We start from the raw sequence: 24,424 nt of genomic DNA on the forward strand, positions 1-24,424 counted from the left end.
GCCTCCTTTTAGCGGCGGATTACGCCGACACTCAAGCCTTCGATCACCAGTTCCTGATCTTTCAGGTCGACTTCGATAGGTGCGAACTCGGGGTTTTCGGCAATCAGCCAGACTTTGCTGCCTTCACGCTTGAAGCGTTTGACCGTCACTTCGTCGCCGATGCGGGCAACGACAACCTGGCCATTGCGCGCTTCACGTGTGGTGTGGACCGCCAGCAGGTCACCGTCGAAGATGCCGATGTCCTTCATGCTCATGCCGTGTACGCGCAACAGATAGTCAGCGCGCGGATGAAAGAAGGTCGGATTGATGTTGCAGGATTCTTCTATGTGTTGCTGGGCGAGGATTGGCGCGCCGGCAGCGACCCGGCCAATGATCGGCAGGGTAGAGTCGTCTGCCTTGGCTTCGAAGCCAGGGATGCGAATACCGCGCGAAGCGCCAGGTGTCATCTCGATGGCGCCTTTTCGGGCCAGTGCCTTGAGATGCTCTTCAGCCGCGTTCGGCGACTTGAAACCCAGTTCCTGAGCGATTTCCGCACGGGTTGGCGGGTAGCCGTTGTCTTCGAGGCAGCGTTTGATAAAGGCCAGAATCTCGGCTTGGCGTGGCGTCAGCTTTAGCATATTGATCGCTCTGTCTTTTTATACAGTGACTGGGATTATATACAGTGAAGCGCCCTTGGCAATGCCCGTTTTTTTGCCTGCCGCCGGACGGTCGGAAGAAGCGTTTATTAAAGCGTCGGCCTTGTGTGGTTAAATAGCTGACCGACCATTCCCAAAACGAACCGGCAGGCTTGACAAGGCACAGGCTGAAACGTATGTTTCAAACAAGTGTTTGTCAGGCGGAGTAGCCATGGCCCAGTCGGAAACCGTTGAACGCATTCTTGATGCTGCCGAGCAGTTGTTCGCGGAGAAAGGTTTCGCTGAAACCTCATTGCGTTTGATCACCAGCAAGGCTGGCGTCAACCTGGCAGCAGTGAACTATCATTTCGGTTCGAAGAAAGCCCTGATCCAGGCGGTGTTTTCGCGCTTCCTCGGGCCGTTCTGCATCAGCCTCGACAAAGAGCTGGAGCGCCGTCAGGCCAAGCCTGAAAACAAGCCGACGCTCGAAGAACTGCTGGAAATCCTTGTCGAACAAGCCCTCGTGGTGCAGCCACGCAGCGGCAATGACCTGTCGATCTTCATGCGCCTGCTCGGCCTCGCGTTCAGCCAGAGCCAGGGCCATTTGCGTCGTTATCTGGAAGACATGTACGGCAAAGTGTTCCGTCGCTACATGCTGCTGGTCAACGAAGCCGCGCCACGCATTCCGCCGATCGAGTTGTTCTGGCGCGTGCACTTCATGCTCGGTGCTGCCGCGTTCAGCATGTCCGGGATCAAGGCTTTGCGCGCAATTGCCGAAACCGATTTCGGCGTCAACACCTCCATCGAGCAAGTGATGCGCCTGATGGTGCCGTTCCTTGCTGCGGGCATGCGTGCCGAAACCGGCGTCACTGATGCCGCCATGGCTACCGCGCAACTGCGTCCGCGCAGCAAATCAACGCCGGTCGCCGCCAAGGTTTAACCGCGCACGGGTGGGCGCGGCAGCTTGTATCCGCTAAGCTAGCCGCCCATGCCGACTCTCGTTCTGAACCCGATCTCTATAGAAATCGCCAACCTGCCGAGCATGGCTCACGGTAGCGATTTGCTGCGGATCGGGTTTTTCGTTTTCAAGGAATCTCTATGACTGCTGGCCTGCAAGGCTCGTTGATGGTGGACGTCGCCGGTACATGGCTGACGGCCGAAGATCGCCAATTGTTGCGCCAGCCCGAAGTGGGCGGCCTGATTATTTTCGCGCGTAACATTGAGCATCCGCGCCAGGTGCGTGAGCTCAGCGCCGCGATTCGTGCGATTCGTCCGGATCTGCTGCTGGCGGTGGATCAGGAGGGCGGTCGCGTACAGCGCCTGCGCCAAGGTTTTGTGCGTCTGCCGGCCATGCGTGCCATCGCCGACAACCCGAACGCCGAATACCTCGCCGAGCAATGCGGCTGGATTATGGCGACTGAAGTGCTGGCGGTCGGGCTCGACTTGAGTTTTGCCCCTGTACTCGATCTGGATTACCAGCGCAGCGCCGTCGTTGGCACCCGTTCGTTCGAAGGTGATCCCGAGCGCGCGGCACTGCTCGCCGGAGCGTTCATTCGCGGCATGAACAGCGCCGGCATGGCGGCCACCGGCAAACACTTCCCTGGCCACGGCTGGGCAGAAGCGGATTCCCATGTCGCGATCCCCAACGACGAGCGCAGTCTCGACGAAATCCGCGCCAACGACCTCGTGCCGTTCGCCAGACTCAGCAAGCAACTGGCCGCGATCATGCCAGCGCACGTCATCTATCCACAGGTGGATTCGCAGCCTGCCGGCTTCTCCCGCCGCTGGTTGCAGGACATCCTGCGCGGCGAATTGCAGTTTGACGGCGTGATCTTCAGCGACGATCTGTCGATGGCCGGCGCCCATGTGGTCGGCGACGCCGCCAGCCGCATCGAAGCCGCACTGACTGCCGGTTGCGACATGGGCCTGGTGTGCAACGACCGCGCCGCTGCCGAGCTGGCCCTGTGCGCCGCGCAACGGATGAAGGTCAAGCCGTCCGCCCGTATCGCCCGCATGCGCGGCCAGGCATTCGCCAGCACCGACTACCGTCAGGATCCGCGCTGGCTCACCGCTATCGGCGCGCTCAAAGACGCTCAACTGATCGATTAAGGATTTTGCTATGACGGTTTACGCAATCATCGGTGGCACTGGCCTGACCCAACTAGAAGGCCTGACCATTCGCCAATCGCTGGCGGTGGACACGCCCTACGGCGCGCCATCGGCCGACGTACAAATTGGCGAATACGCCGGCAAGGAAGTGCTGTTCCTCGCCCGTCATGGCCACCCACATCGTTTTCCGCCGCACAAGGTCAACTATCGCGCCAACCTGTGGGCGCTGAAGCAGGCGGGTGCCGAGGCAATCATCGCGGTGAACGCCGTGGGCGGGATTCATTCGGCCATGGGCACCGGGCACTTCTGCGTGCCGCACCAGATCGTCGACTACACCAGCGGCCGCGAGCACACCTTTTTCGCCGATGATCTGGAGCACGTCACCCACATCGACTTCAGCTTTCCTTACAGCGAACCATTGCGTAAGCAATTGATTGCTGCAGTGGCTGCCGAAGGTTGCGAATACAGTGATCAGGGTGTGTATGCCTGCACCCAGGGCCCGCGTCTGGAAACGGTTGCCGAGATCGTGCGTCTGGAGCGTGATGGCTGTGACATCGTCGGCATGACCGGTATGCCGGAAGCCGCGCTGGCACGTGAACTGGATCTGGATTACGCCTGTGTGGCGCTGGTGGTGAACCCGGCAGCGGGAAAAACCACGGAAGTGATCACCATGGCCGAGATCGAACAAGCGTTGCATGACGGCATGGGCAAGGTGAAGTCGGCATTGGCGCGGGTGCTGGCCGGCTAAGGACTGCCCATGAGCATTCTCATCGAACGGCTCAGGTCGTTGGCCTGGGCTCAGGCATTCAGTAGCAAGGCGCTGGCCAAGGCTCGCGCTTATGCCGCCGAGGACCGGGTAGAGATCATCGAGATCAATGACAAAAAGATCGAGGCGTTCTGCGTCGGTTCGGAATGTCAGGCGTATGAACAAAGCATTTACCTGTCCGAAGATCGGCAGGGTTCCGTCAACTTGCGTTGCCTGTGCAGCTGTCCTGTCGTAATCGACTGCAAGCACTGCGCTGCGGTGCTCTATCACTTGCAGGGCGGTGCTGATGATGCGTCTGAAAATGACGCACAGATCCCTTTGGGGCGGGCGCTGGAGCATTGGCTTTCGACAATTCCCGTGCCGGCCAAGCCCGCCGAAGAAGGCGCGCAAACCGCAGGCACGCGCCTGTTTTACAAGCTCAAGCCAACGCCTGTGAGCGGCAAGTGGCTGCTCGATATTTTCAAGGTTTCCCAGCTCAAGAGCGGCGAGTTGCGCGAAGTCAAACCGATGTACTCGCTGGCGGAAATGCTCATGCGTCAGCCCGGCTACCTGACCGAGCTGGATTTGCGCGTTGCCAGGCTGCTGGTCGCCATGCACTCCCACCACGCCTATTACAGCGGCTATCCGCTGGAAGGCAGCAGCGGCGCCGAACTGTTGGAAATGCTCCTGCGCACCTCGCGGCTGTTCCTCGATTTCGAGGATCTGCGGCCGTTGGTGCCGGGCGCGAAGCGTATCGGCCAGTTCGCCTGGGCCGAGCAGGCCGACGGCGGGTTCCGCGCGCAGTGGAGCAGTGCCGAAGCTGCGCAGGAAACTGTGCTGGCGCTGGAGCCGCTTTATTACCTGGATCGTGAACAGCGGCAGATTGGCCCTCTGTTCAATGAACTGGAAGAAAAACTGGCCAGCCATTTGACACTGGCGCCGGACATTCCGGCGCGTCAGGCCATGCAGTTCAGCCATCGCATGAGCGCCGCGACGAGAATCCCGCCGCCCCACCAACTGACCGAACGAATCATCGATGACGTACTTCCACAGCCGCAACTCACCCTCGTCAGCGGTCGGGAGCGCTCGCGCTGGGAATACGTTCTGGAGCACCGCGCCGCCCTGGTGTTTACCTACAACGGCCAGCCGACGGTGGATCGCAACCCGGAAGTAATGATCCTCAACGGTACCGAAACCCAGCGCATTCAACGCCAGCCTGCGGTGGAAAAGAAACTGCGCCAGATCCTGCAAAAGCTCGGCTTCAAGAAAGCCACGCGCAAGAGCTCGCTGGATCGTCCCGGTGAGATGTTCACGTTGGCGGATGATTCCGCCTGGCTCGGGTTTATGCACGAAGGGCTTGCCACGTTGCGCGCCTCGAACTGGGAAGTGGAAATGAGTCCCGGCTTTCATTTCAATGTGCAACCGGTTGAGCATTGGTACGCCGAGGTCGAAGAAGAGGCCGGGCATCAGTGGTTTGATTTGCAGTTGGGTATCGTCGTCAATGGTCAGCGCTATAGTTTGCTACCAATCCTTCTGCACTTGTTGCGCACCCAGCCGCGCTTGCTTGACCCGGTCAATCTGGCACAGCGCAGCGATGACGAAAAGCTCTTGATCGAACTGAAGCCCAGCGGCTTTGGTGACTCTTCGGGCGCCAAGGTCGCGCTGCCGCTGAGTCGGGTCAAGCCGCTGATGGCCACGCTGGGCGAGTTGTACCTGGGTGGTCATCAGGGCGATGCACTGCGTTTGAGTGTCCCGGATGCCGCGCGCTTGAGTATGCTCGATGGCGTACCGCTGGATTGGCAAGGTGGCGAGCGGCTGCGCACCTTTGCCAAGCGCTTGCAGAATTCCAGTCACACCCAGGTCGCTGCGCCGGCCGGCCTTAACGCGCAACTGCGCCCCTATCAGCTCGAAGGCCTGAACTGGATGCAGACCCTGCGCGAGCTTGAGGTCGGCGGCATTCTGGGCGATGACATGGGGCTGGGCAAAACACTGCAAACCTTGGCGCATCTGCTCACGGAAAAACACGCCGGTCGCCTTGATTGTCCGGCTCTGGCGGTGATGCCGACCAGCCTGATTCCCAACTGGCTCGACGAGGCCGAACGTTTCACCCCTCAACTGAAAGTATTGGCGCTGCACGGCACGGGGCGGCAAAAGGATTTCGCTAATCTGGCTGAGTACGATCTGGTGCTGACCACTTACGCGTTGCTGCCAAGGGATTTGGAGACCTTGCAGCCGCAGACGTGGAGCGTGCTGATTCTCGATGAAGCGCAGAACATCAAGAATCCGCTCAGCAAGGCTGCTCAAGCCGCACGTGATTTGCAGGCCCGTCAGCGCTTGTGCCTGAGCGGCACGCCATTGGAAAACCACTTGGGCGAGCTTTGGTCGCAGTTTCATTTCCTCATGCCCGGTTGGCTCGGCGACAGCAAATCCTTCAATCGCGATTACCGCACGCCAATCGAGAAACACGGCAATGTTCAGCGCATGCAGCACCTGACAGCGCGCATCAAGCCGTTTTTGCTGCGTCGCAAAAAGGATCAGGTCGCCACCGAACTACCGCCGAAAACCGAGATTGTCCATTGGGTCGATCTCAGCGACGGCCAGCGCGATGTCTATGAAACCGTTCGCGTGGCGATGGACAAAAAAGTGCGCGACGAAATTGCCCGCAGTGGCGTGGCGCGCAGTCAGATCATCATTCTCGATGCCTTGCTCAAGCTGCGTCAGGTCTGTTGCGACTTGCGCCTGATCAACATGCCGCTAACGGCGAAGGCGCTGCGCTCCGGCAGTGGCAAGCTGGTGAGCTTGATGGAGATGCTCGAAGAGCTGCTCGGCGAAGGTCGCAGGATTCTGCTGTTCTCGCAGTTCACCTCAATGCTCGCCTTGATCGAGCAAGAGTTGCAGCAACGTGACATTGCCTATTCGCTGCTGACCGGTGACACCACGGATCGACGCACGCCGGTGAAGGATTTTCAGGGCGGCAAGGTGCCGCTGTTTCTGATCAGTCTGAAGGCCGGGGGTACCGGTTTGAATCTGACCGCTGCGGACACAGTGATCCACTTCGACCCTTGGTGGAACCCGGCAGTGGAGAATCAGGCAACCGATCGTGCGTATCGAATCGGGCAAAACAACCCGGTGTTCGTTTACAAGCTGATCGCTCGCGGCACGGTAGAGGAAAAAATACAGGTGTTGCAGCAGGAGAAAGCCGCGCTGGCCGGGGCGGTGCTTGAAGGCGGGACGACAGGTGGCTGGAAGCTGGAGCAGAGTGACATTGAGGCGCTGTTTGCGCCATTGCCGGTTTCCAAGGATTGAGCTTGGGTTTTAACCGTTAGACCGAGGTGCCCTATTCGCGAGCCGGCTCGCTCCCACATGGAAATGCATTCCAGCTGTGGGAGCGAGCCTGCTCGCGAAAGCTATTTAACAGACGAAAAAGATCTCAACGCTTGTCGAGCTTGTCCGGCAGCGGCGCAAACAACGCTTCAATATCATCACTCTGCAACTTCCAGTCCCCGGCCTTGCGCCCATCCAGCACGCCTGCCGCCAAGTCGGATTTTTCCTTTTGCAGGTGCTGGATTTTCTCTTCCACCGTGCCCCGGGCAATCATCTTGTAGACGAACACCGGTTTTTCCTGACCGATCCGGTACGCGCGATCGGTTGCCTGATTTTCCGTCGCCGGGTTCCACCACGGATCGTAGTGAATCACCGTATCCGCCTCAGTCAGGTTCAAGCCGACGCCACCAGCCTTCAGGCTGATGAGAAAGATCTGACGCTTGCCGCTCTGGAATTCCTTCACCGGCGTGCGTCGATCACGGGTCTGGCCGGTCAGTAGCGCGTAGGACACGTTACGTTTTTTCAGCTCGTCTTCGATCAAGGACAGCATCGAGGTGAACTGCGAAAACAGCAGAATTCGCCGACCTTCCTCAAACAATTCCTCGAGCATTTCCATCAGGCTGTCGAGCTTGCCGGACGTGCTGCCGCGAGCGGGTAGGGTGGCGTCGTTGACCAGGCGCAGATCGCAGCAGACCTGGCGCAGCTTGAGCAGCGCCTCAAGAATGATGATCTGACTGCGCGCCACGCCTTTGCGGGTGATCTCGTCGCGGACTTTCTTGTCCATCGCCAGACGCATGGTTTCGTACACATCGCGCTGCGCTTCGTTGAGATCGACCCAATGGATGATCTCGGTTTTCGGCGGCAACTCGGTGGCCACCTGTTCCTTGGTGCGGCGTAGCAGAAACGGTTTTATCCGACCGTTCAGGTGCTGAAGTCTGACTTCACTGCCGCGCTTTTCAATCGGCACGCGGTAATCGGCATTGAAGCTTTTCACGTCGCCGAGCCAGCCCGGCAGCAGGAAATGGAACAGTGACCACAACTCGCCCAAGTGGTTTTCCAGCGGTGTACCGCTGAGGCACAGGCGCTGGCGGGCATTCAGCTCGCGCGCCGCCTGAGCGGCTTTGCTGTTGGGGTTCTTGATGTACTGCGCCTCATCCAGCACCAACACATGCAACGGCTGCTTGGCCAGGCGTTCAACGTCCTTGGGCAGCAGCGCGTAGGTAGTGAGGATCAGGTCGAAGTCGGCCAGATTGTCGAAATGCTTTTTGCGAGTGGCGCCGTACAGCGCGACCACTTTCAACTGCGGGGTGAAGTGCGCCGCCTCATCCAGCCAGTTCGGAATCAGGCTGGTCGGCATCACCACCATGCACGGCCGATCCAGGCGTCCGGCGTTTTTCTCGCTGAGAATATGCGCCAAGGTCTGTAGGGTTTTACCCAGGCCCATGTCATCCGCGAGAATCCCGCCAACCTCCAGTTGCCGTAGTGATTGCATCCAGCTCAAGCCTTCAAGCTGATACGGGCGCAGCGTCGCGTTCAGGCCTTGCGGCGCTTCAGCGCTGAAATCACGAATATCGCGCAGGCGTTGAGCAAACGTGCGGATTTGCTCGCCACCCTCCCACAGCAGCGGAAGGCCTTCCAGCGAATTGAGGCGGGTGGCATCTGCCTTGCTCAGGCGCAGGGTGGTTTCGCCCGGCTCCTGCAAATAAAACTCGCCGAGCGTCATCAGCACTGGCTTCAATCGACCCAGCGGCAGCGCTACCTGCAACGGCCCGTGTTCGCTGTTGCGCTGCGGAATATTCACCAGAATCAACTCGTCATCGCGGCGCCGTGCAAGGCGTTCCGGATTGAGGATTTCCGCGTGCGAGCGCATCAGGTTGAGCAGGATTGGCAGCAGGCTCAGACGCTCACCGTTGACGATGATCCCCAGTTCCAGATCAAACCAGTCGCGCTCCGGCACCTGCTCTACGGTGGCGTACCAGTCATCCACGGCGGTCAGGTCGAAGCCGAATTCCTCATCGATCTGCAGTTCCCAGCCTTGGCTGCGCAGCTTCGGCAAATCGTTGAGGGTGAAGGTCAGCCAGGCGCTGTCATTGACCATCTCGTACAGCTCGCCGGCGCTTTCCGGCAGGGCTTTGCTCTGGCGTGTGGCGATGCGAAAGCCGAGGATTCTTAACTGTTCACGGTAGGACTGTTCGACTTCCGGGTGGCGTTTTATCCGCAGCGTCTGGGTTTCCTGACGAATCAGGATGTCGCTGTTCTTCTGTCCGCTGACGTATTCGTCGAGATAACTGAACGATAGCGCCGCGCGATGCTGGATATAGCGCTGCATCTTGCCGTTACGTGGTTCGAAAGCGCTGAACTCGACGCTGGCCAGCCACAGGCGCGGCATTGGCTGCACATTGTCGACTAGCACTTGCGGCGGCGCTTTCGGGCCACGGTTTTCCAGCACGGCCTGGAGTTTTTCCAGCAGTTCGGCGTCTTTGGCGGCGGCGGGGTAGTCGAGGGTTTCCTGGACTTTCAGCAAAACAGCGGCGCAGTGTTTGCAGTTGGTGCGCACCGGGCAGGTGCAGCCAGCGTCCACCAGCAACAAAGTGCCTTTGGCTGACTCGCGCAAATGAATGGTCTGACGGTAAACGTTACCGCCCGAGCCTTCGCAACTGGCGGTAATCGTTGCATCGCCGACCTGGGCGATACGTACCCGGTTTTCCAGGGCGTAGCGGCGGCCACGCTCCAGGCTCTGTTCCTTGAATCGGCTGACCCAGGAGGGCGCCAACGGTTTGCTCAGCGGCGGGTTCATAAGGACTTCGATCAGTCCGGAATCGCTTCAGGCGCTTCCCGTGGCGCAGGCGCGGTCAGGGAAGTGATCTTTATCAGCAGGGCCAGATGGCCGTTGTCGAGATAGTTGAGCTGGCCATTCTTGGTGTGGCTGTCCTGCTTCAGGCGCTCACTGGCGGTGACCAAACCATTGGCGTCGATCTGATTGACCCAGAAGTCGGCGTTCACATCGGTGAAGCGCCCGAGCTTCATCTCCAGCGTGCCCTCGATCGGGAACTGACCGAATTGCTCCTGGCCGTCGCTGACGGCGACTTTGGCTGGTGTTTCACCGAGGGTTTGCTGCCAGGCCTTGTGCATCAGCACGCTGTAGTCGCCGCTGGCCGTTAGCTTGGTGACAACGTCATTCAGTGCAGGCGTGCGCTTGCTGTCATCGGGCAAGCGTTGGGCGCCAGCGGCCCAATCTTCCGGCGCGGCACGGCTGACGATCGCCGGCACGGCGTTCTGGCGCACCAGAATCATTTCGACCTGATACAGGTCATCGGCGAAAACCGAGGGTGCTGCCAAGGTCAGCAGCAAAGTCAGCGAACGAAACAGGCGCATTGGGCGTCCTTCAAACAGATTTCGGGAGGAGGCGCTCAAACAGCGCCTCTACAGTATTAAAGCGCTCTTCCGGACGTTCCATCGGTACCTGGAACTTGAACATCGTGGCACCTTCGAATTTGTAGCGTTTTGGTTGGCTCTGAATCAGTTTGATCAACGTCATCGGATCGACCGGTGTCTGCGCTTCGAACTCGATACGTCCACCTTGCGGGCCGCCATCGACTTTCTTGATGCCCAATTGCTCGGCCTGCAATTTCAACGCCGTGATGCGCACCAGATTCTTCGTTGGCTCCGGCAGCAGACCAAAACGGTCGATCATCTCGACTTGCAGATCCTTCAGACCTTCCTCGTCGGTGGCCGAGGCAATGCGCTTGTACAGGATCAGGCGAGCGTGAACGTCCGGCAGATAGTCTTCCGGAATCAGCGCCGGCACCCGCAGGTTGACTTCCGGGCCACCGCCCAGCGGTTGATCGAGGTTCGGTTGCTCGCCCTTGCGGATCGACTTCACTGCGCGCTCGAGCATTTCCATATACAGCGTGAAACCGACGGCCTGAATCTGCCCGCTCTGGCCATCGCCGAGCAGTTCGCCGGCACCACGGATTTCCAGGTCGTTGGTTGCCAGGACGAAACCGGCACCGAGATCCTGAGTATTGGCGATCGCTTCCAGACGCTTTTCCGCGTCCGAGGTGATTTGCTGGCGTGGTGGTGTCAGCAGGTACGCGTAAGCCTGGTGGTGACTACGGCCAACGCGACCGCGCAACTGGTGCAGTTGCGCCAGACCGAATTTGTCGGCGCGCTCGATGATGATGGTGTTGGCGCTCGGCACGTCGATGCCGGTCTCGATGATGGTCGAGGCAATCAGCACGTTGAAACGCTTGTGGTAAAAGTCGCTCATCACCTGTTCGAGTTCGCGCTCGCGCATCTGCCCGTGGCCGATGCCGATGCGTGCTTCCGGTACCAGTTCGGCGAGATCGGCGGCGCACTTCTCGATGGTTTTCACATCGTTGTGCAAGTAGTAAACCTGACCGCCGCGCAGCAGTTCGCGGAGCAGGGCTTCTTTGACCGTGCTCTTGTTCTGCTCCATGACGAAGGTGCGCACCGACAGGCGTCGCGCCGGCGGCGTGGCGATGATCGACAGGTCGCGCATGCCCGACACCGCCATGTTCAGCGTGCGCGGAATCGGCGTCGCGGTCAGCGTGAGGATGTCGACTTCGCTGCGCAGGGCCTTGAGCTGTTCTTTCTGACGCACACCGAAACGGTGTTCTTCGTCGATGATCACCAGCCCGAGGTTTTTGATTTTTACGTCGTCGGATAGCAGTTTATGCGTGCCGATGACGATATCGATCTTGCCTTCCGCCAGATCGGCGATCGCCGCGTTCACTTCCTTGGCCGACTTGAAGCGGCTCATCACTTCCACGGTCACCGGCCAGTCGGCGAAGCGGTCGCGGAAGCTGTTGTAGTGCTGTTGGGCGAGGAGGGTGGTCGGTACCAGAATCGCCACCTGACGACCGCCGTGCACGGCGATGAAGGCGGCGCGCATGGCCACTTCGGTCTTGCCGAAACCGACGTCACCGCAGACCAGTCGATCCATCGGTTTCGGCGCGAGCATGTCTTCGCGCACGGCTTCGATGGTCGACTGCTGATCCGGGGTTTCTTCGAACGGGAAACCGGCGCTGAACGTTGCGTAATCGGCTTTAGGGTCGGCAAATGCGTAGCCTTCGCGAGCGGCGCGACGCGCATAGATGTCGAGCAATTCAGCGGCGACGTCGCGCACCTGTTCGGCGGCTTTGCGCTTGGCTTTCTGCCAGGTTTCCGAGCCGAGGCGGTGCAGCGGGGCCAGCGAGTCGTCGCTACCGGTGTAGCGCGCGATCAAGTGCAGGTTGGCCACCGGCACATAAAGCTTGGCGTTCTCGGCGTATTCGAGGGTGAGGAATTCGGCGGCCTGGTTGTCGATTTCCAGAATCGTCAGGCCCAGATAGCGGCCGACGCCGTGGTCGATGTGCACCACCGGCGCACCTTCGCGCAGCTCGGTGAGATTCTTGATTACCGCGTCATTGCTGACGTCGCTGCGTTTCTCGCGGCGGCGACGTTGCATCACGCGCTGGCCGAACAGCGGACTTTCCGCAACCAGTGCCAACGCCGGGTCGTCGAGCATCAGGCCTTCGTCGAGCGGGGCAATGGTGATCGCCAGGCGATCCTTGCTCGCAACGAAGTCCGGCCAGCTGTCGACGGTTTTCGGCCGCAGCTTCAGGCGTTCGAGCAACTCCAGCAGCACTTCGCGACGGCCGGCGGATTCGGCGGTGAACAGCACGCGGCCGGGGAATTCATCAAGGAATGTTGATAGCGCGGCCAGCGGTTGCGTGGCTTTGGCTTCAATCGCCAGGTTCGGCAGTGCCTGCGCCGGGAAGCGTTCGCGGCTGACACCGCTTTCGACGTCTTGTTGGCTGGCGACCACACGCGGCCAACTCTTCAGGCGGGCGAAACAGTCTTCCACCGGCAGGAACAATTCCGCCGGTGGCAATAAAGGACGCGATGGATCGACGCGGCGCTCTTCATAACGATTGCGCACATCGTTCCAGAAGTTTTCCGCCGCTTGCTCAATGCCCGGCAGCGAGAACACCTGGGTGTCCTGCGGCAAATAATCGAACAGCGTCGAGGTTTCGTCGAAGAAAAGCGGCAGGTAGTACTCGATGCCTGCCGGTGTGATGCCGCTGCTCAGATCCTGAAAGATCGGGCAGCGACGGAAGTCGACGTCAAAGCGTTCACGGAAGCGCGCCTTGAAACGGGTGACCGCGTCTTTCTGTAACGGAAACTCACGAGCCGGCAGCAGCTTGACCGAATCGACCTTGTCGATGGAACGCTGGTTTTCCGGGTCGAAGGTGCGCAGAGTCTCGATTTCGTCATCGAACAGGTCGATGCGGTAGGGCAGTTTGCTGCCCATCGGGAACAGGTCGATCAGTGCGCCGCGTACGGTGAACTCGCCGTGCTCATAAACGGTGTCGACGTAGCGATAGCCACTGGCTTCAAGCCGCGAACGCATCTGTTCGACATCGAGCTTCTGGCCGACATCCAGCACCAGACTGCTGCCGAGCAGGAACTTGGTCGGCGCCAAGCGGTGCAATGCCGTGGTAATCGGCACCACCAGCACGCCGTGCGCCAGCTCCGGCAGCCTGTATAAGCTGGCGATGCGCTGGGAAATGATGTCCTGGTGCGGCGAGAACAGGTCGTACGGCAGGGTTTCCCAGTCAGGGAAATGCAGCACGGGCAAATCCGGGGCGAAGAAACTCAGCTCCTGTTCCAGTCGTTCAGCGCTCTGGCTGTCGGCGGTCAGTAGCAGGGTGAAGCGCTTGGCAGCGCTGGCAGCCTCGGCAATCGCCAGGCTGAGGGCAGCACCGGGCAGATTGCCCCAATGCTGTTTACCTGCCTCGGCAGGGAGTAGCGGTAGACGCAGAACGGGCACGGAAGGTTGAGCTCCAGGCTTTGCGACAAAGTCGGTAATTGTAGCGGCGTCCGGTGCCGCCTGTCAGTTGCAGACTACGTCTATCTTCGTTGTTTGGACGAAATGTAGTGGTAACCATAAAAACCAGCCGTTTTTTTGTGGTTATGTAGTGCCGAAACGGGGTGGTGTTACGGAGGGTTACAGACATCGTCTAACAGTCGTCGAAAAATTGACTGCGCTGAAAGCCCCGGTTTTACTGGGCTTGAGGGGGGCGTAATTTTTTTGAACGGAATTTTGTTACCGATTTCGCGACAAGCGCGCATTGCTACAGAAGGTTGTCGGCGGCATAATGTAGCCCCTTTTTTCTGCCCCTACATGTGGAAGGTTACCGTGACTCAGAAGCCCGACCAGTGTCTTGGTGAATGGATCGACCGTGAAGCACTCGCAGAAGCGATGATTCCGCTTATCGGTCAGCTCTACCGCAATAACAACGTGGTGAGCTCGATCTATGGCCGCAGCCTGATCAACCAGTCTGTCATCGCGATTCTCAAAGCTCACCGCTTTGCGCGCCACCGTTCTTCCGACGACAGCGAACTCTCCGTCCACGAAACATTCCCACTGCTCAAAGCCATGAGCGAGCTCAAGCTCGGCGCGGCTTCGGTAGATCTGGGCAAGTTGGCGTTCAAATTCCGCAACGAAGGCAATGGCCGCAGCGCCGAGCAATTCGTTCGTGAAGAAATGGCTGACGTGGTTGGCCAGCAAAACGCTTCCGCACGTAAAGGCACCGACGTTGTGCTGTACGGCTTCGGTCGTATCGGCCGTCTGCTGGCGCGCATCCTGATCGAAAAAACCGGTGGTGGCGACGGCCTGCGTCTGCGCGCCATCGTCGTGCGTAAAGGCGCCGAAAACGACCTGACCAAACGCGCCAGTCTGCTGCGTCGCGATTCGGTACACGGTTCGTTCAACGGCACCATTACCATCGATGAAGAAAACAACACCATCACCGCCAACGGTAACCTGATCCAGGTGATCTACGCGAAGAACCCGACTGAAGTGGATTACACCCAGTACGGCATCAAAGACGCGCTGCTGGTGGACAACACCGGTGTATGGCGTGACGCTGATGGCCTGGGCCAGCACTTGCAGTGCCCGGGTATCGATCGCGTTGTTCTGACCGCACCTGGCAAAGGCAAGCTGAAGAACATCGTCCACGGCATCAACCACGGTGAAATCACCGCTGATGACAAGATCGTGTCCGCCGCTTCCTGCACCACCAACGCCATCGTGCCGGTGCTGAAAGCAGTCAACGACAAGTTCGGCATCATCAACGGTCACGTCGAAACCGTTCACTCGTACACCAACGACCAGAACCTGATCGACAACTTCCACAAGGGCGATCGCCGTGGTCGTAGCGCCGCGCTGAACATGGTAATCACCGAGACCGGTGCTGCCACCGCTGCTGCCAAGGCCCTGCCTGAACTGGCCGGCAAGCTGACCGGTAACGCGATCCGTGTTCCGACGCCAAACGTGTCGATGGCCATTCTCAACCTCAACCTTGAGAAAGCCGCTACCCGCGAAGAGATGAACGAGTACCTGCGCTACATGGCGCTGCACTCCGATCTGCACAAGCAAATCGACTTCGTCAATTCGCAGGAAGTGGTTTCGACCGACTTCGTGGGCTCGCGTCACGCCGGTGTGGTCGACGCTGAAGCGACCATCGTTCAGGACAACCGCGTTGTTCTGTACGTCTGGTACGACAACGAGTTCGGTTACAGCTGCCAGGTTATCCGCGTGATGGAAGACATGGCTGATGTGAATCCGCCGGCGTTCCCGCGCTAAGCGATAGCTGCACATGAAAACGCCCCGGCTTTGGTCGGGGCGTTTTTGTTTGGGGAAGATCAAAAGATCGCAGCCTTCGGCAGCTCCTACAGGAGATCGCATTTGATTCTGTAGGAGCTGCCGAAGGCTGCGATCTTTGCGTTGTGGCCTCATCGCGAGCAAGCTCGCTCCCACACTGGATCTATGTCGCTCAGAAATCCCCTGTGGGAGCGAGCTTGCTCGCGAAAGCGTCCTATCGGGCGCCGCCGGGCACGGCTGCTTGCGCGGTGCGCAGCTCATGCTTGTTACCGTGGAACAACACCAGCGTCGCAATCAGCCCCAACACCGCCGCGCCACTGAGCCAGATCCCCGGCGCAGCCTTGTTATCCAGCACATGAATCAGATACGTGCACGCCGCCGGGGTAAACCCGCCGAAGGTTGCCGTCGCCAGGCTGTAAGCCAGCGAGAATCCGGTCGTACGCACTTCCACCGGCATGATCTCGGTCAGTGCCACCACCATCGCGCCGTTGTACGAGCCGTACAGGAACGACAGCCACAGCTCGACAATCAGCAAATGGCTGAAGCTCGGATTTGCCACCAGCCACGACAGGGCAGGGTAGGCCGTCAGAATTGCCAGAATCGTCGCCGCCAGCAGTAGGGGTTTACGTCCGATCCTGTCAGACACTGAACCCATCACCGGCAACCAGAAGAAGTTCGACAGGCCGATGCACACCGTCACCAGCAACGCATCGAAGTCTGACAAGTGCAATTCAGCCTTGCCGAACGTCGGGGTGTACGCGGTGATCAGGTAGAAAGACACCGTGGTCATCACCACCAGCGCCATGCCAGCGATGACGATGCCAAAGTTCTGACCGATCGAGCGGACGATTTCCCGCAGGGTAGGGCGATGTTTCCTGGCCTGGAACTCCGGCGTTTCCTCCAGTGAACGGCGAATGACGAAGATCACCGGCACAATCATGCAGCCGATCAGGAACGGTACACGCCAGCCCCAGTCACCCATCTGTTCCGGGCTCAGCCAGTGGTTGAGACCGACGCCGAGCAACCCGGCGAAGACCACCGCCGCTTGCTGACTCGCAGACTGCCAGCTGACGAAGAAGCCTTTGCGTCCGGGTGTGGAAATTTCCGCCAGATACACTGACACCCCGCCCAGTTCGACACCAGCCGAGAAGCCTTGCAACAGGCGACCGAACAGCACCAGCAGGGGAGCCGCCACGCCGAGCGTCGCGTAGCTTGGCACGCAGGCAATCAGCACAGTACCGGCAGCCATCATGGCCAAAGTGATGATCAAGCCTTTGCGGCGTCCATGACGGTCGATGTAGGCGCCGAGAAAGATCGCCCCCAGTGGACGCATCAGGAAACCTGCACCGAAAGTGGCCAGGGAAAGCATCAGGGAAGCGAAGGCGCTGTCGGTCGGGAAGAAGGTCTTGGCGATGGCTGTGGCGTAGAAGCCATAAACCATGAAGTCGAACATTTCGAGGAAATTGCCGCTGACAACGCGAAAAATCGCCTTGCCTGTACCGGTCGTGGAAGACATTTCTGGATACTCACTTTAAATCTTGTAAGAAAGCGTTTCGCTCGTATCCCATAATGGCCGGCGCGGTTTTGCGGAGAGATGAAGAATTGTTAACTGGACGAGGGGTAGCGGTTGTGGTGCTCGCGGGGGTTTTGTCCGGCTGCGGCAATGGCGATTCCCTGGAGAGTGTCGGTGGGCCGACCATGGGCAGCACGTATTCGATCAAATACGTGCGTCACGCAGGCCTCGCGGATGCCGCTGAGGTTCGCAGGGAGGTGGAAGGGATCCTCGCCGAAGTCGATCGGGAACTGTCCACCTATCGCAATGACTCGGACATCGAGCGCTTCAATGCCTTGCCCGCGCACAGCTGTCAGAAAATGCCCGCGTCGGTGCTCGAATTGATCCGGGTTGGCGAACAACTGTCAGCACAAAGCGAAGGTTCCTACGACCTGACCGTCGAACCCCTGATGAATCTCTGGGGCTTCGGCCCGCAAGGTCGTGAAGAGAAAGTCCCTGACGCTAAAGTGCTGGCCGATGTACTGCAGCGCGTTGGTCACCAGCATCTGCACATCAACGGCGACCAGTTGTGCAAGGGCGCCGCCGTCGAAGTCGACTTCAACAGCATTGCCGCCGGTTATGCCGTCGACACCATCGCGGCCAGGCTCGACGCGTTGGGCATTCACGATTACCTCGCTGAAGCCACTGGCGAACTAAAGGCCAAAGGTAAAAAACTCGACGGCTCATCTTGGCGAATTGCCCTGGAAGAGCCTCGCGACGATCAACAAATCGCCGAGCGCATCATCAATGTTGACGGCTACGGCGTCTCTACCTCCGGCGATTACCGCAACTATTTCCTGCAGGACGGCCGGCGCTATTCCCACACCTTTGATGCCCGCACCGGTGCACCTGTCCTACACGATCTGGCGTCAGTCACGGTGATTCATCCTTCAGCGTTGATGGCCGATGGACTATCGACGCTGTTGCTGATTCTTGGCCCCGAAAGGGCGTGGGACTATGCCGAAAAACATGACATTGGTGCATTCTTTGTGATTCGTGCCGATACAGGTTTTGTCATCCGCACCAGTCAAGCGTTCGAGCGCCTCAGTGGCGCAAAAAATGACTGAGAACAATACGAAAGCTGGCGTTGTAGTGCAGGCAAAAGTAGCCTACGACGCGACCAAGGGTTAATGTGCGCGGCGTTGACGCTTCTATAGACTGTGTCCGGGTTCTTGATTGACCCCCAATTGTTCCTTCGCGCCGCCGTTCGGCGTGATTTAGCCGCCGGTGCTGCTGGCACCGCGGCCTGTTCTGAGGAGTACGCATGGCTGTCTACAACTACGACGTGGTGGTGCTGGGTTCCGGCCCGGCGGGAGAAGGCGCGGCAATGAACGCCGCCAAAGCAGGGCGCAAGGTCGCGATGGTCGACAGCCGTCGCCAGGTCGGCGGCAACTGCACCCACCTCGGCACCATCCCGTCCAAGGCACTGCGTCACTCGGTGCGGCAGATCATGCAGTTCAACACCAATCCTATGTTCCGGGCGATCGGCGAGCCACGCTGGTTCTCCTTCCCGGACGTGTTGAAAAGCGCCGAAAAGGTCATTTCCAAACAAGTCGCTTCGCGTACCGGCTACTACGCCCGTAACCGCGTCGACGTGTTCTTCGGCACCGGCAGCTTCGCCGACGAGCAAACCATCGAAGTGGTCTGCGCCAACGGCGTGGTCGAGAAACTGGTGGCCAAGCACATCATCATCGCTACCGGTTCGCGCCCGTATCGCCCGGCGGACATCGATTTCCACCACCCGCGCATCTACGATAGCGACACCATCCTCAGCCTCAACCACACCCCGCGCAAACTGATCGTTTACGGCGCCGGCGTGATCGGTTGCGAATACGCATCGATCTTCAGCGGTCTGGGTGTGCTGGTCGAGCTGGTCGATAACCGTGGTCAGTTGCTGAGCTTCCTCGACTCGGAAATCTCCCAGGCGCTGAGCTACCACTTCAGCAACAACAACATCACCGTGCGCCACAACGAAGATTACGATCGCGTTGAAGGCGTCGACAACGGCGTGATCCTGCACCTCAAGTCCGGCAAGAAAATCAAGGCAGACGCCTTGCTCTGGTGCAACGGTCGTACCGGCAACACCGACACGCTGGGTCTGGAAAACATCGGCGTCAAGGTCAACAGCCGTGGCCAGATCGAAGTCGACGAGGCTTACCGCACCTGCGTGCCGAACATCTACGGCGCCGGTGATGTGATCGGCTGGCCGAGCCTGGCCAGTGCTGCCCACGACCAGGGCCGTTCGGCCGCTGGCAGCATCGTTGATAACGGTAGCTGGCGCTTTGTGAATGACGTGCCGACCGGCATCTACACCATTCCGGAGATCAGCTCGATCGGCAAGAACGAGCAGGAACTGACCCAGGCCAAAGTACCGTACGAAGTCGGCAAGGCGTTCTTCAAGAGCATGGCGCGTGCGCAGATCGCCGGCGAGCCGCAAGGCATGCTGAAGATCCTGTTCCACCGTGAAACCCTGGAAGTGCTGGGCGTTCACTGCTTCGGTTATCAGGCTTCGGAGATCGTCCACATCGGTCAGGCGATCATGAGCCAGCCGGGCGAACTGAACACCCTGAAGTACTTCGTCAACACGACGTTCAACTACCCGACCATGGCTGAAGCCTATCGGGTAGCGGCGTACGACGGCCTCAACCGGCTTTTTTGACGGGCTCCGGCCGGTGGCCTGAGCCGGCCGGGGAGACCGATTTCAGCAATTCTCGAGGGTGGCAGTGGCCAAACCGGGAAAGTCTGTAATCAGGCTGTCAACGCCGAAGTCGGCGAGTCTGCGCATCAGCGCAGGCTCGTTGACGGTCCACACCGACACATGCAGCCCTTGACGCTGCGCCTTCTGCAGGCGTTCCGGCGTACACAGCGTCCAGTTCAACGCGAGAATCTCACAGCCATAGCTGGCTGCGACCTTCAACGGGTCGAGCCAGGCGTATTCGGCGACCAGTCCGCGTGACACATCCGGCACCAGATCCAGCGCCGCTTTCAGCACTTCCCGCGAACTCGAGGTGATCGTCACCTTGTCGAGCAGGCCATGGCGCTGAGCCATTTCACGAATCGCCAGCACGGTGGTTGCCGCGCGAGTACGCGAAGCGCTTTTGACTTCCAGCTGCCAGTGATCGAAATCACATTTCTCGAACAACTCTTCCAGCGTCGGAATCGGGCACGGCTTGATCCAGCCGGGGCCACCCTTGCGCGCGTCGTAGGTCACCAGTTCGGCGGCGGTGTGCTCGACAACCTTGCCGCGCCGTTCCGTGGTGCGCTTGAGGGTCGGGTCGTGGATGACCATCAACTCGCCGTCCTTGGACAGGTGCAGATCCAGTTCGCAGCGGCGCACGCCGTGCTTGAGACATTCCTGAAAACTGCTCAGGGTGTTTTCCGGTGCTTCGCCCTTGGCGCCGCGATGGCCGTAGATGAGGGTCACGGTTCTTCCTTAAATTAAATGCCTGATTCGTTCTGTTCGCGGGCCAGACGTCGTTCCTGGGCCTGCTTCTGCAAGATATAGCGGGCGAGCAACTGGCGCTGGGCGTCGGTCAAGTGTTCGAACTCGGTGCCAACGTCGTACCCCTCGCCCTTGCGGTCACAATGGGTGACACGGGCGCGCAGCAACAGGCCCAGCGCTTGCGGCATCAGCACCAGTTTCACCGACAGGTGTGCGCCGGTGGCGATCGGCGTCGGGTACTGAAAGTCGATCCCGCCTTCGGAGATGATCACCGGTTGCGGCTCGCCGATCTGGCCGAGCACGGTCAGGGCGACCACCTGACTGAGCAGGTCAATGCGTTTGTTCTGCGATTTCAGGAACGCGGCGATGGCCCGGTCGCGCTCGCTGATCTGGCGCAACAGGTGCTGCGACTCGAATTCGCTCAGGTGCAGTTCGCTGAGCAGGTTGAACAGTGGGGAAGCATCCTGCAACACTTCCTGGCCTGCGGCTTCGGGAGCGGACAGGGGCCGAATTTCCAGTGCGATCGTGTCCTCGATACGGTAGTATTCGCGGCGATCTTCTTCATCTAATGTCGACATGGCGAACCCATGGTAGCGGCGGTGGTCTGAGTGTAAAGCTGGTTATCGACCCCCGCCACAAGGACGTTCCTTTTCCCTCCGAACAAGCCCCGACATGTTCAGACCTCTCTTCGTATTTATCGGCACGCGTTATACCCGTGCAAAGCGTCGCAATCATTTTGTGTCATTCATTTCCCTGACTTCGATGATCGGGCTCGCCCTTGGCGTGGTCGTGATGATCGTCGTGCTATCGGTGATGAATGGTTTCGATCATGAGATGCGCACCCGCGTGCTGGGCATGGTGCCCCACGCGACCATCGAATCCACTGAACCGATCAACGATTGGCAAAGCCTCGCGACCCAGGTCAAGCAGAACCCGCAGGTGATGGCGGTTGCGCCGTTCACCCAGATGCAGGGCCTGCTGACCAATAACGGTCAGGTGTCCAAGGTGTTGCTCAATGCCATCGACCCGGCGCTCGAGCGCAACGTGTCGATCATCGACAACTTCATGAAGCAGGGCAAACTCGACGATCTGACGCCGGGCAGCTTCGGCATCGTCATCGGCGACAAGGCCGCGACCAAGCTGGGCGTGGGCATCGGTGACAAAGTCACCTTCGTCGCGCCGGAGGTCAGCGTGACCCCGGCCGGGATGTTCCCGCGCATGAAGCGCTTCACTGTGGTCGGCATTTTCCATGTCGGCGCCGGTGAGCTTGACGGTTATCTGGGCGTGACCAACCTGCAGGATCTGGCGAAGATGCACCGCTGGAAGCCAGATCAGGTGCAGGGCATCCGCCTGAAGTTCGACGACCTGTTCCAGGCACCGCGTGTGGCGTGGAACATCGCGCAGCAACTTGGCGAAGACCATTATTACGCCCGCGACTGGACGCGCACCCACGGCAATCTGTATCAGGCAATCCGTATGGAAAAAGCCATGATCGGCCTGCTGTTGCTGCTGATCGTCGCCGTCGCAGCGTTCAACATCATTTCCACGTTGGTGATGGTGGTGAACGACAAGAAGGGCGACATCGCCATCCTGCGCACCTTGGGCGCGACGCCGGGTACGATCATGCGCACGTTCATGGTGCAAGGCACGGTGATCGGCGTGGTCGGCACGGCGATTGGCGCGGTGCTCGGGATTCTCGCCGCGCTCAACGTCAGCGCCGCGATTTCGGCACTGGAAGGCCTGATCGGCCACAAATTCCTTAATGCTGACGTGTATTTCATTGATTATCTTCCGTCGCAGGTGCAGAGCCAGGACGTGGTCATGGTCTGCGCCGCGGCGTTGGTTCTGAGTTTCCTCGCCACCCTGTATCCCGCCTGGCGTGCCGCGCGCACCCAGCCGGCGGAGGCGCTACGTTATGAGTGAGTCGGGCATGAGTGAACAAGCAATCCTGAGCTGCCGCAACCTGGGCAAATCCTACGAGGAAGGCCCGGAATCGGTAGAAGTACTGGCCGGCCTGCAACTGGAGTTGCACCCGGGCGAGCGTGTGGCGATCGTCGGCACCTCGGGTTCGGGCAAAAGTACCTTGCTCAACCTGTTGGGCGGTCTCGATACGCCGACCAAGGGCAGCGTCTGGCTCGACGGTGAAGAACTGTCGGCACTGAGCGAGAAGAAGCGTGGCCTGCTGCGTAACCGTGCGCTCGGTTTCGTTTACCAGTTCCACCACTTGCTGCCGGAATTCACCGCGCTGGAAAACGTCTGCATGCCGCTGTTGATCGGCAAGACGCCGATCCCCGAAGCCCGTCAGCGTGCCACGGCATTGCTGGAACGCGTCGGCCTCGGTCATCGCCTGGAACACAAACCGGCGGAATTGTCCGGTGGCGAGCGTCAACGTGTCGCCATTGCTCGCGCTCTGGTGAACAAGCCAGGTCTGGTGATGCTCGACGAGCCGACCGGCAACCTCGACTCGCACACCGCGCAAGGCATTCAGGATTTGATGCTGGAACTCAGCACCTCCATGCGCACCGCGTTCCTGGTGGTGACTCACGACATGAACCTGGCCCGCCAGATGGATCGCGTATTGCACCTGCAAGAAGGTTGCCTCACGCCTATCTGATTGGCTGAAACCCGGCGCCTGCAAAGGTGTCGGGTCTTTTATTTTTATACGGTGCCCCAGCGAATGTTCAGACCGTTATCGATCTTTATCGGCACGCGCTATACCCGCGCCAAGCGCCGCAATCGCTTCGTTTCGTTCATTTCGATGACCTCGATGATCGGCCTCGCCCTCGGCGTGCTGGCGATGATCGTGGTGTTGTCGGTGATGAACGGCTTCCAGCGCGAAATGAGCTCGCGCATCCTCGGCATGGTACCGCACGCGACCATCGTGGGCGTCAAGCCGATCGATGACTGGCAGCCGGTTGCTGCCGCCGCGATGAAAAATCCTGAAGTGACTGCCGCCGTGCCGTTCACTGAGATGGAAGGCATGCTGTCCTACAAGGGCTTGATGCAGCCGATCCAGATCAGCGGCGTCGATCCGGCGCAGGAAGGCAAGGTCTCCATCGTTGCCCAGCACATTGTTCAGGGCCGTCTGGATGCCTTGAAACCCGGCGAGTTCGGCGTGGTGATTGGCGAAATCACCGCGCGACGTTTTCGCCTCAACGTCGGCGACAAGATCACCCTGATCGTCCCGGAAGTCAGCACCGCACCGGGCGGGATCACCCCGCGTATGCAGCGTCTGAACGTGGTCGGCGTGTTCAAGGTTGGCGCCGAACTGGACGGCTCGATGGGCCTGATCCACGTGGCTGACGCCGCGACCATGCAGCATTGGCAGCCGAATCAGGTGCAGAGCGTGCGTCTGGCGGTGAAAGACCTGTACGCCGCGCCGAAAGTCTCCTCGGACATCGCCGCCGGTTTGGGCGCCGAGTTCAAGGCTGACGACTGGACCCACACTCAGGGCAGCCTGTTCAGCGCGATGAAAATGGAAAAAACCATGATCGGCCTGCTGTTGTTGATGATCGTCGCGGTGGCGGCATTCAACATCATCGCGACCCTGATCATGGTGGTGAACGACAAGGGCGCGGACATCGCGATCCTGCGCACCATCGGCGCCACGCCACGGCAAATCATGGCGATCTTCATGGTCCAGGGCACGGTGATCGGCATTGTCGGTACGATCATTGGCGGCGTGTTGGGCGTGATCGCCGCGCTGAATGTCAGTCAGATCGTCGGCTGGATCGAGCGAGTCAGCGGGCAGCATATCTTCAGTTCTGATGTGTATTTCGTCAGCAATCTGCCGTCGGAATTGCAGGGTGGGGATGTGCTGTTGATTTGCTCGGCAGGCTTTATTCTGAGCTTCCTGGCGACGGTGTATCCGGCCTGGCGAGCGGCGAAGATCGAGCCGGCTCACGCCCTGAGATATTCGTAAACCTTTAGACCGCTTTCGCGAGCAGGCTCGCTCCCACAGGGGATT

Annotated in this window: 17 protein-coding genes; 10 read left to right on the plus strand and 7 right to left on the minus strand. The window is 59.6% G+C overall.

The annotated features are described in order from the left end of the window. Positions 1 to 8: 8 nt before the first annotated feature. Positions 9 to 617: a transcriptional repressor LexA gene (gene lexA, locus F8N44_RS20045; RefSeq protein WP_016775490.1), complete on the minus strand. Its 609-nt coding sequence runs from the start codon at positions 615 to 617 to the stop codon at positions 9 to 11. A gap of 229 nt (positions 618 to 846) precedes the next feature. Here lexA and F8N44_RS20050 point away from each other — a divergent pair, with 229 nt between their 5' ends. The 4 genes from F8N44_RS20050 to F8N44_RS20065 all read left to right on the plus strand — a co-directional run bounded on the left by F8N44_RS20050 (position 847) and on the right by F8N44_RS20065 (position 6,774). After that, a complete protein-coding gene (locus F8N44_RS20050) occupies positions 847 to 1,554 on the plus strand; it encodes a TetR/AcrR family transcriptional regulator (RefSeq protein ID WP_007910473.1) in 708 nt (235 codons plus the stop codon). A gap of 170 nt (positions 1,555 to 1,724) precedes the next feature. Continuing rightward, positions 1,725 to 2,723: a beta-N-acetylhexosaminidase gene (gene nagZ, locus F8N44_RS20055; RefSeq protein WP_191630931.1), complete on the plus strand. Its 999-nt coding sequence runs from the start codon at positions 1,725 to 1,727 to the stop codon at positions 2,721 to 2,723. Between the two features lie 10 nt (positions 2,724 to 2,733). Further along, positions 2,734 to 3,471 (plus strand): S-methyl-5'-thioinosine phosphorylase, encoded by a 738-nt coding sequence (locus F8N44_RS20060; protein ID WP_150651515.1) that lies wholly within the window; start codon positions 2,734 to 2,736, stop codon positions 3,469 to 3,471. A gap of 9 nt (positions 3,472 to 3,480) precedes the next feature. Further along, positions 3,481 to 6,774 (plus strand): DEAD/DEAH box helicase, encoded by a 3,294-nt coding sequence (locus F8N44_RS20065; RefSeq protein WP_150651516.1) that lies wholly within the window; start codon positions 3,481 to 3,483, stop codon positions 6,772 to 6,774. 124 nt (positions 6,775 to 6,898) lie between these two features. On the opposite strand, the gene F8N44_RS20070 is transcribed toward F8N44_RS20065, so the two are convergent. Genes F8N44_RS20070 through mfd form a run of 3 tightly spaced genes read right to left on the minus strand, consistent with a single transcriptional unit; the run spans position 6,899 to position 13,627 of the window. After that, positions 6,899 to 9,589: a DEAD/DEAH box helicase gene (locus F8N44_RS20070; protein ID WP_150651517.1), complete on the minus strand. Its 2,691-nt coding sequence runs from the start codon at positions 9,587 to 9,589 to the stop codon at positions 6,899 to 6,901. 11 nt (positions 9,590 to 9,600) lie between these two features. Continuing rightward, positions 9,601 to 10,167 carry a CsiV family protein gene (locus F8N44_RS20075; protein WP_150651518.1) on the minus strand — a complete coding sequence of 189 codons (567 nt, stop codon included), beginning with the start codon at positions 10,165 to 10,167 and terminating at the stop codon, positions 9,601 to 9,603. Positions 10,168 to 10,177: 10 nt separating this feature from the next. Continuing rightward, entirely contained in the window at positions 10,178 to 13,627 is a 3,450-nt protein-coding gene (mfd, locus tag F8N44_RS20080) for a transcription-repair coupling factor (RefSeq protein ID WP_150651519.1), read from the minus strand. Between the two features lie 354 nt (positions 13,628 to 13,981). Here mfd and F8N44_RS20085 point away from each other — a divergent pair, with 354 nt between their 5' ends. Next, positions 13,982 to 15,445 carry a glyceraldehyde-3-phosphate dehydrogenase gene (locus F8N44_RS20085; RefSeq protein ID WP_016986741.1) on the plus strand — a complete coding sequence of 488 codons (1,464 nt, stop codon included), beginning with the start codon at positions 13,982 to 13,984 and terminating at the stop codon, positions 15,443 to 15,445. A 232-nt stretch (positions 15,446 to 15,677) separates the two neighbouring features. Here F8N44_RS20085 and F8N44_RS20090 read toward each other — a convergent pair whose 3' ends face one another. After that, positions 15,678 to 16,979, minus strand: coding sequence for an MFS transporter (locus F8N44_RS20090; RefSeq protein WP_150651520.1), 1,302 nt, complete (start codon positions 16,977 to 16,979; stop codon positions 15,678 to 15,680). A gap of 53 nt (positions 16,980 to 17,032) precedes the next feature. Between F8N44_RS20090 and F8N44_RS20095 the strand changes: the two genes are divergently transcribed. Then, positions 17,033 to 18,082 (plus strand): FAD:protein FMN transferase, encoded by a 1,050-nt coding sequence (locus F8N44_RS20095; RefSeq protein WP_150651521.1) that lies wholly within the window; start codon positions 17,033 to 17,035, stop codon positions 18,080 to 18,082. Between the two features lie 197 nt (positions 18,083 to 18,279). Beyond that, a complete protein-coding gene (gene sthA / locus F8N44_RS20100; RefSeq protein ID WP_038362239.1) occupies positions 18,280 to 19,674 on the plus strand; it encodes a Si-specific NAD(P)(+) transhydrogenase in 1,395 nt (464 codons plus the stop codon). 42 nt (positions 19,675 to 19,716) lie between these two features. Here the strand turns inward: sthA and F8N44_RS20105 are convergent, their stop codons facing one another. Then, a complete protein-coding gene (locus F8N44_RS20105) occupies positions 19,717 to 20,439 on the minus strand; it encodes a glycerophosphodiester phosphodiesterase (RefSeq protein WP_095121056.1) in 723 nt (240 codons plus the stop codon). Between the two features lie 14 nt (positions 20,440 to 20,453). Beyond that, a complete protein-coding gene (locus F8N44_RS20110; protein WP_150651522.1) occupies positions 20,454 to 21,035 on the minus strand; it encodes a PilZ domain-containing protein in 582 nt (193 codons plus the stop codon). A gap of 94 nt (positions 21,036 to 21,129) precedes the next feature. On the opposite strand from F8N44_RS20110, the gene F8N44_RS20115 reads away from it, so the two are divergent. From F8N44_RS20115 to F8N44_RS20125, 3 genes are all read left to right on the plus strand, one after another. Further along, positions 21,130 to 22,380 (plus strand): lipoprotein-releasing ABC transporter permease subunit, encoded by a 1,251-nt coding sequence (locus tag F8N44_RS20115; protein ID WP_150651523.1) that lies wholly within the window; start codon positions 21,130 to 21,132, stop codon positions 22,378 to 22,380. Further along, positions 22,373 to 23,071, plus strand: coding sequence for a lipoprotein-releasing ABC transporter ATP-binding protein LolD (gene lolD / locus F8N44_RS20120; protein ID WP_007910506.1), 699 nt, complete (start codon positions 22,373 to 22,375; stop codon positions 23,069 to 23,071). The genes F8N44_RS20115 and lolD overlap by 8 nt, the downstream gene beginning before the upstream one ends. 63 nt (positions 23,072 to 23,134) lie before the next feature. Further along, positions 23,135 to 24,379, plus strand: coding sequence for a lipoprotein-releasing ABC transporter permease subunit (locus F8N44_RS20125; protein ID WP_093433700.1), 1,245 nt, complete (start codon positions 23,135 to 23,137; stop codon positions 24,377 to 24,379). Positions 24,380 to 24,424: the final 45 nt, after the last annotated feature.

This window comes from Pseudomonas fluorescens, from assembly GCF_902497745.1.
Taxonomy (GTDB): Bacteria; Pseudomonadota; Gammaproteobacteria; order Pseudomonadales; family Pseudomonadaceae; genus Aquipseudomonas; species Aquipseudomonas fluorescens_BM.

Coding starts and splice junctions, on each gene's coding strand:
- F8N44_RS20070 (WP_150651517.1), bottom strand. CDS start 9,589: ATGAACCCGCCGCTGAGCAAACCGTTGGCGCCCTCCTGGGTCAGCCGA.
- F8N44_RS20050 (WP_007910473.1), top strand. CDS start 847: ATGGCCCAGTCGGAAACCGTTGAACGCATTCTTGATGCTGCCGAGCAG.
- F8N44_RS20125 (WP_093433700.1), top strand. CDS start 23,135: ATGTTCAGACCGTTATCGATCTTTATCGGCACGCGCTATACCCGCGCC.
- lolD (WP_007910506.1), top strand. CDS start 22,373: ATGAGTGAGTCGGGCATGAGTGAACAAGCAATCCTGAGCTGCCGCAAC.
- F8N44_RS20115 (WP_150651523.1), top strand. CDS start 21,130: ATGTTCAGACCTCTCTTCGTATTTATCGGCACGCGTTATACCCGTGCA.
- F8N44_RS20085 (WP_016986741.1), top strand. CDS start 13,982: ATGTGGAAGGTTACCGTGACTCAGAAGCCCGACCAGTGTCTTGGTGAA.
- F8N44_RS20060 (WP_150651515.1), top strand. CDS start 2,734: ATGACGGTTTACGCAATCATCGGTGGCACTGGCCTGACCCAACTAGAA.
- F8N44_RS20095 (WP_150651521.1), top strand. CDS start 17,033: ATGGCCGGCGCGGTTTTGCGGAGAGATGAAGAATTGTTAACTGGACGA.
- F8N44_RS20065 (WP_150651516.1), top strand. CDS start 3,481: ATGAGCATTCTCATCGAACGGCTCAGGTCGTTGGCCTGGGCTCAGGCA.
- F8N44_RS20110 (WP_150651522.1), bottom strand. CDS start 21,035: ATGTCGACATTAGATGAAGAAGATCGCCGCGAATACTACCGTATCGAG.
- F8N44_RS20075 (WP_150651518.1), bottom strand. CDS start 10,167: ATGCGCCTGTTTCGTTCGCTGACTTTGCTGCTGACCTTGGCAGCACCC.
- F8N44_RS20090 (WP_150651520.1), bottom strand. CDS start 16,979: ATGTCTTCCACGACCGGTACAGGCAAGGCGATTTTTCGCGTTGTCAGC.
- lexA (WP_016775490.1), bottom strand. CDS start 617: ATGCTAAAGCTGACGCCACGCCAAGCCGAGATTCTGGCCTTTATCAAA.
- sthA (WP_038362239.1), top strand. CDS start 18,280: ATGGCTGTCTACAACTACGACGTGGTGGTGCTGGGTTCCGGCCCGGCG.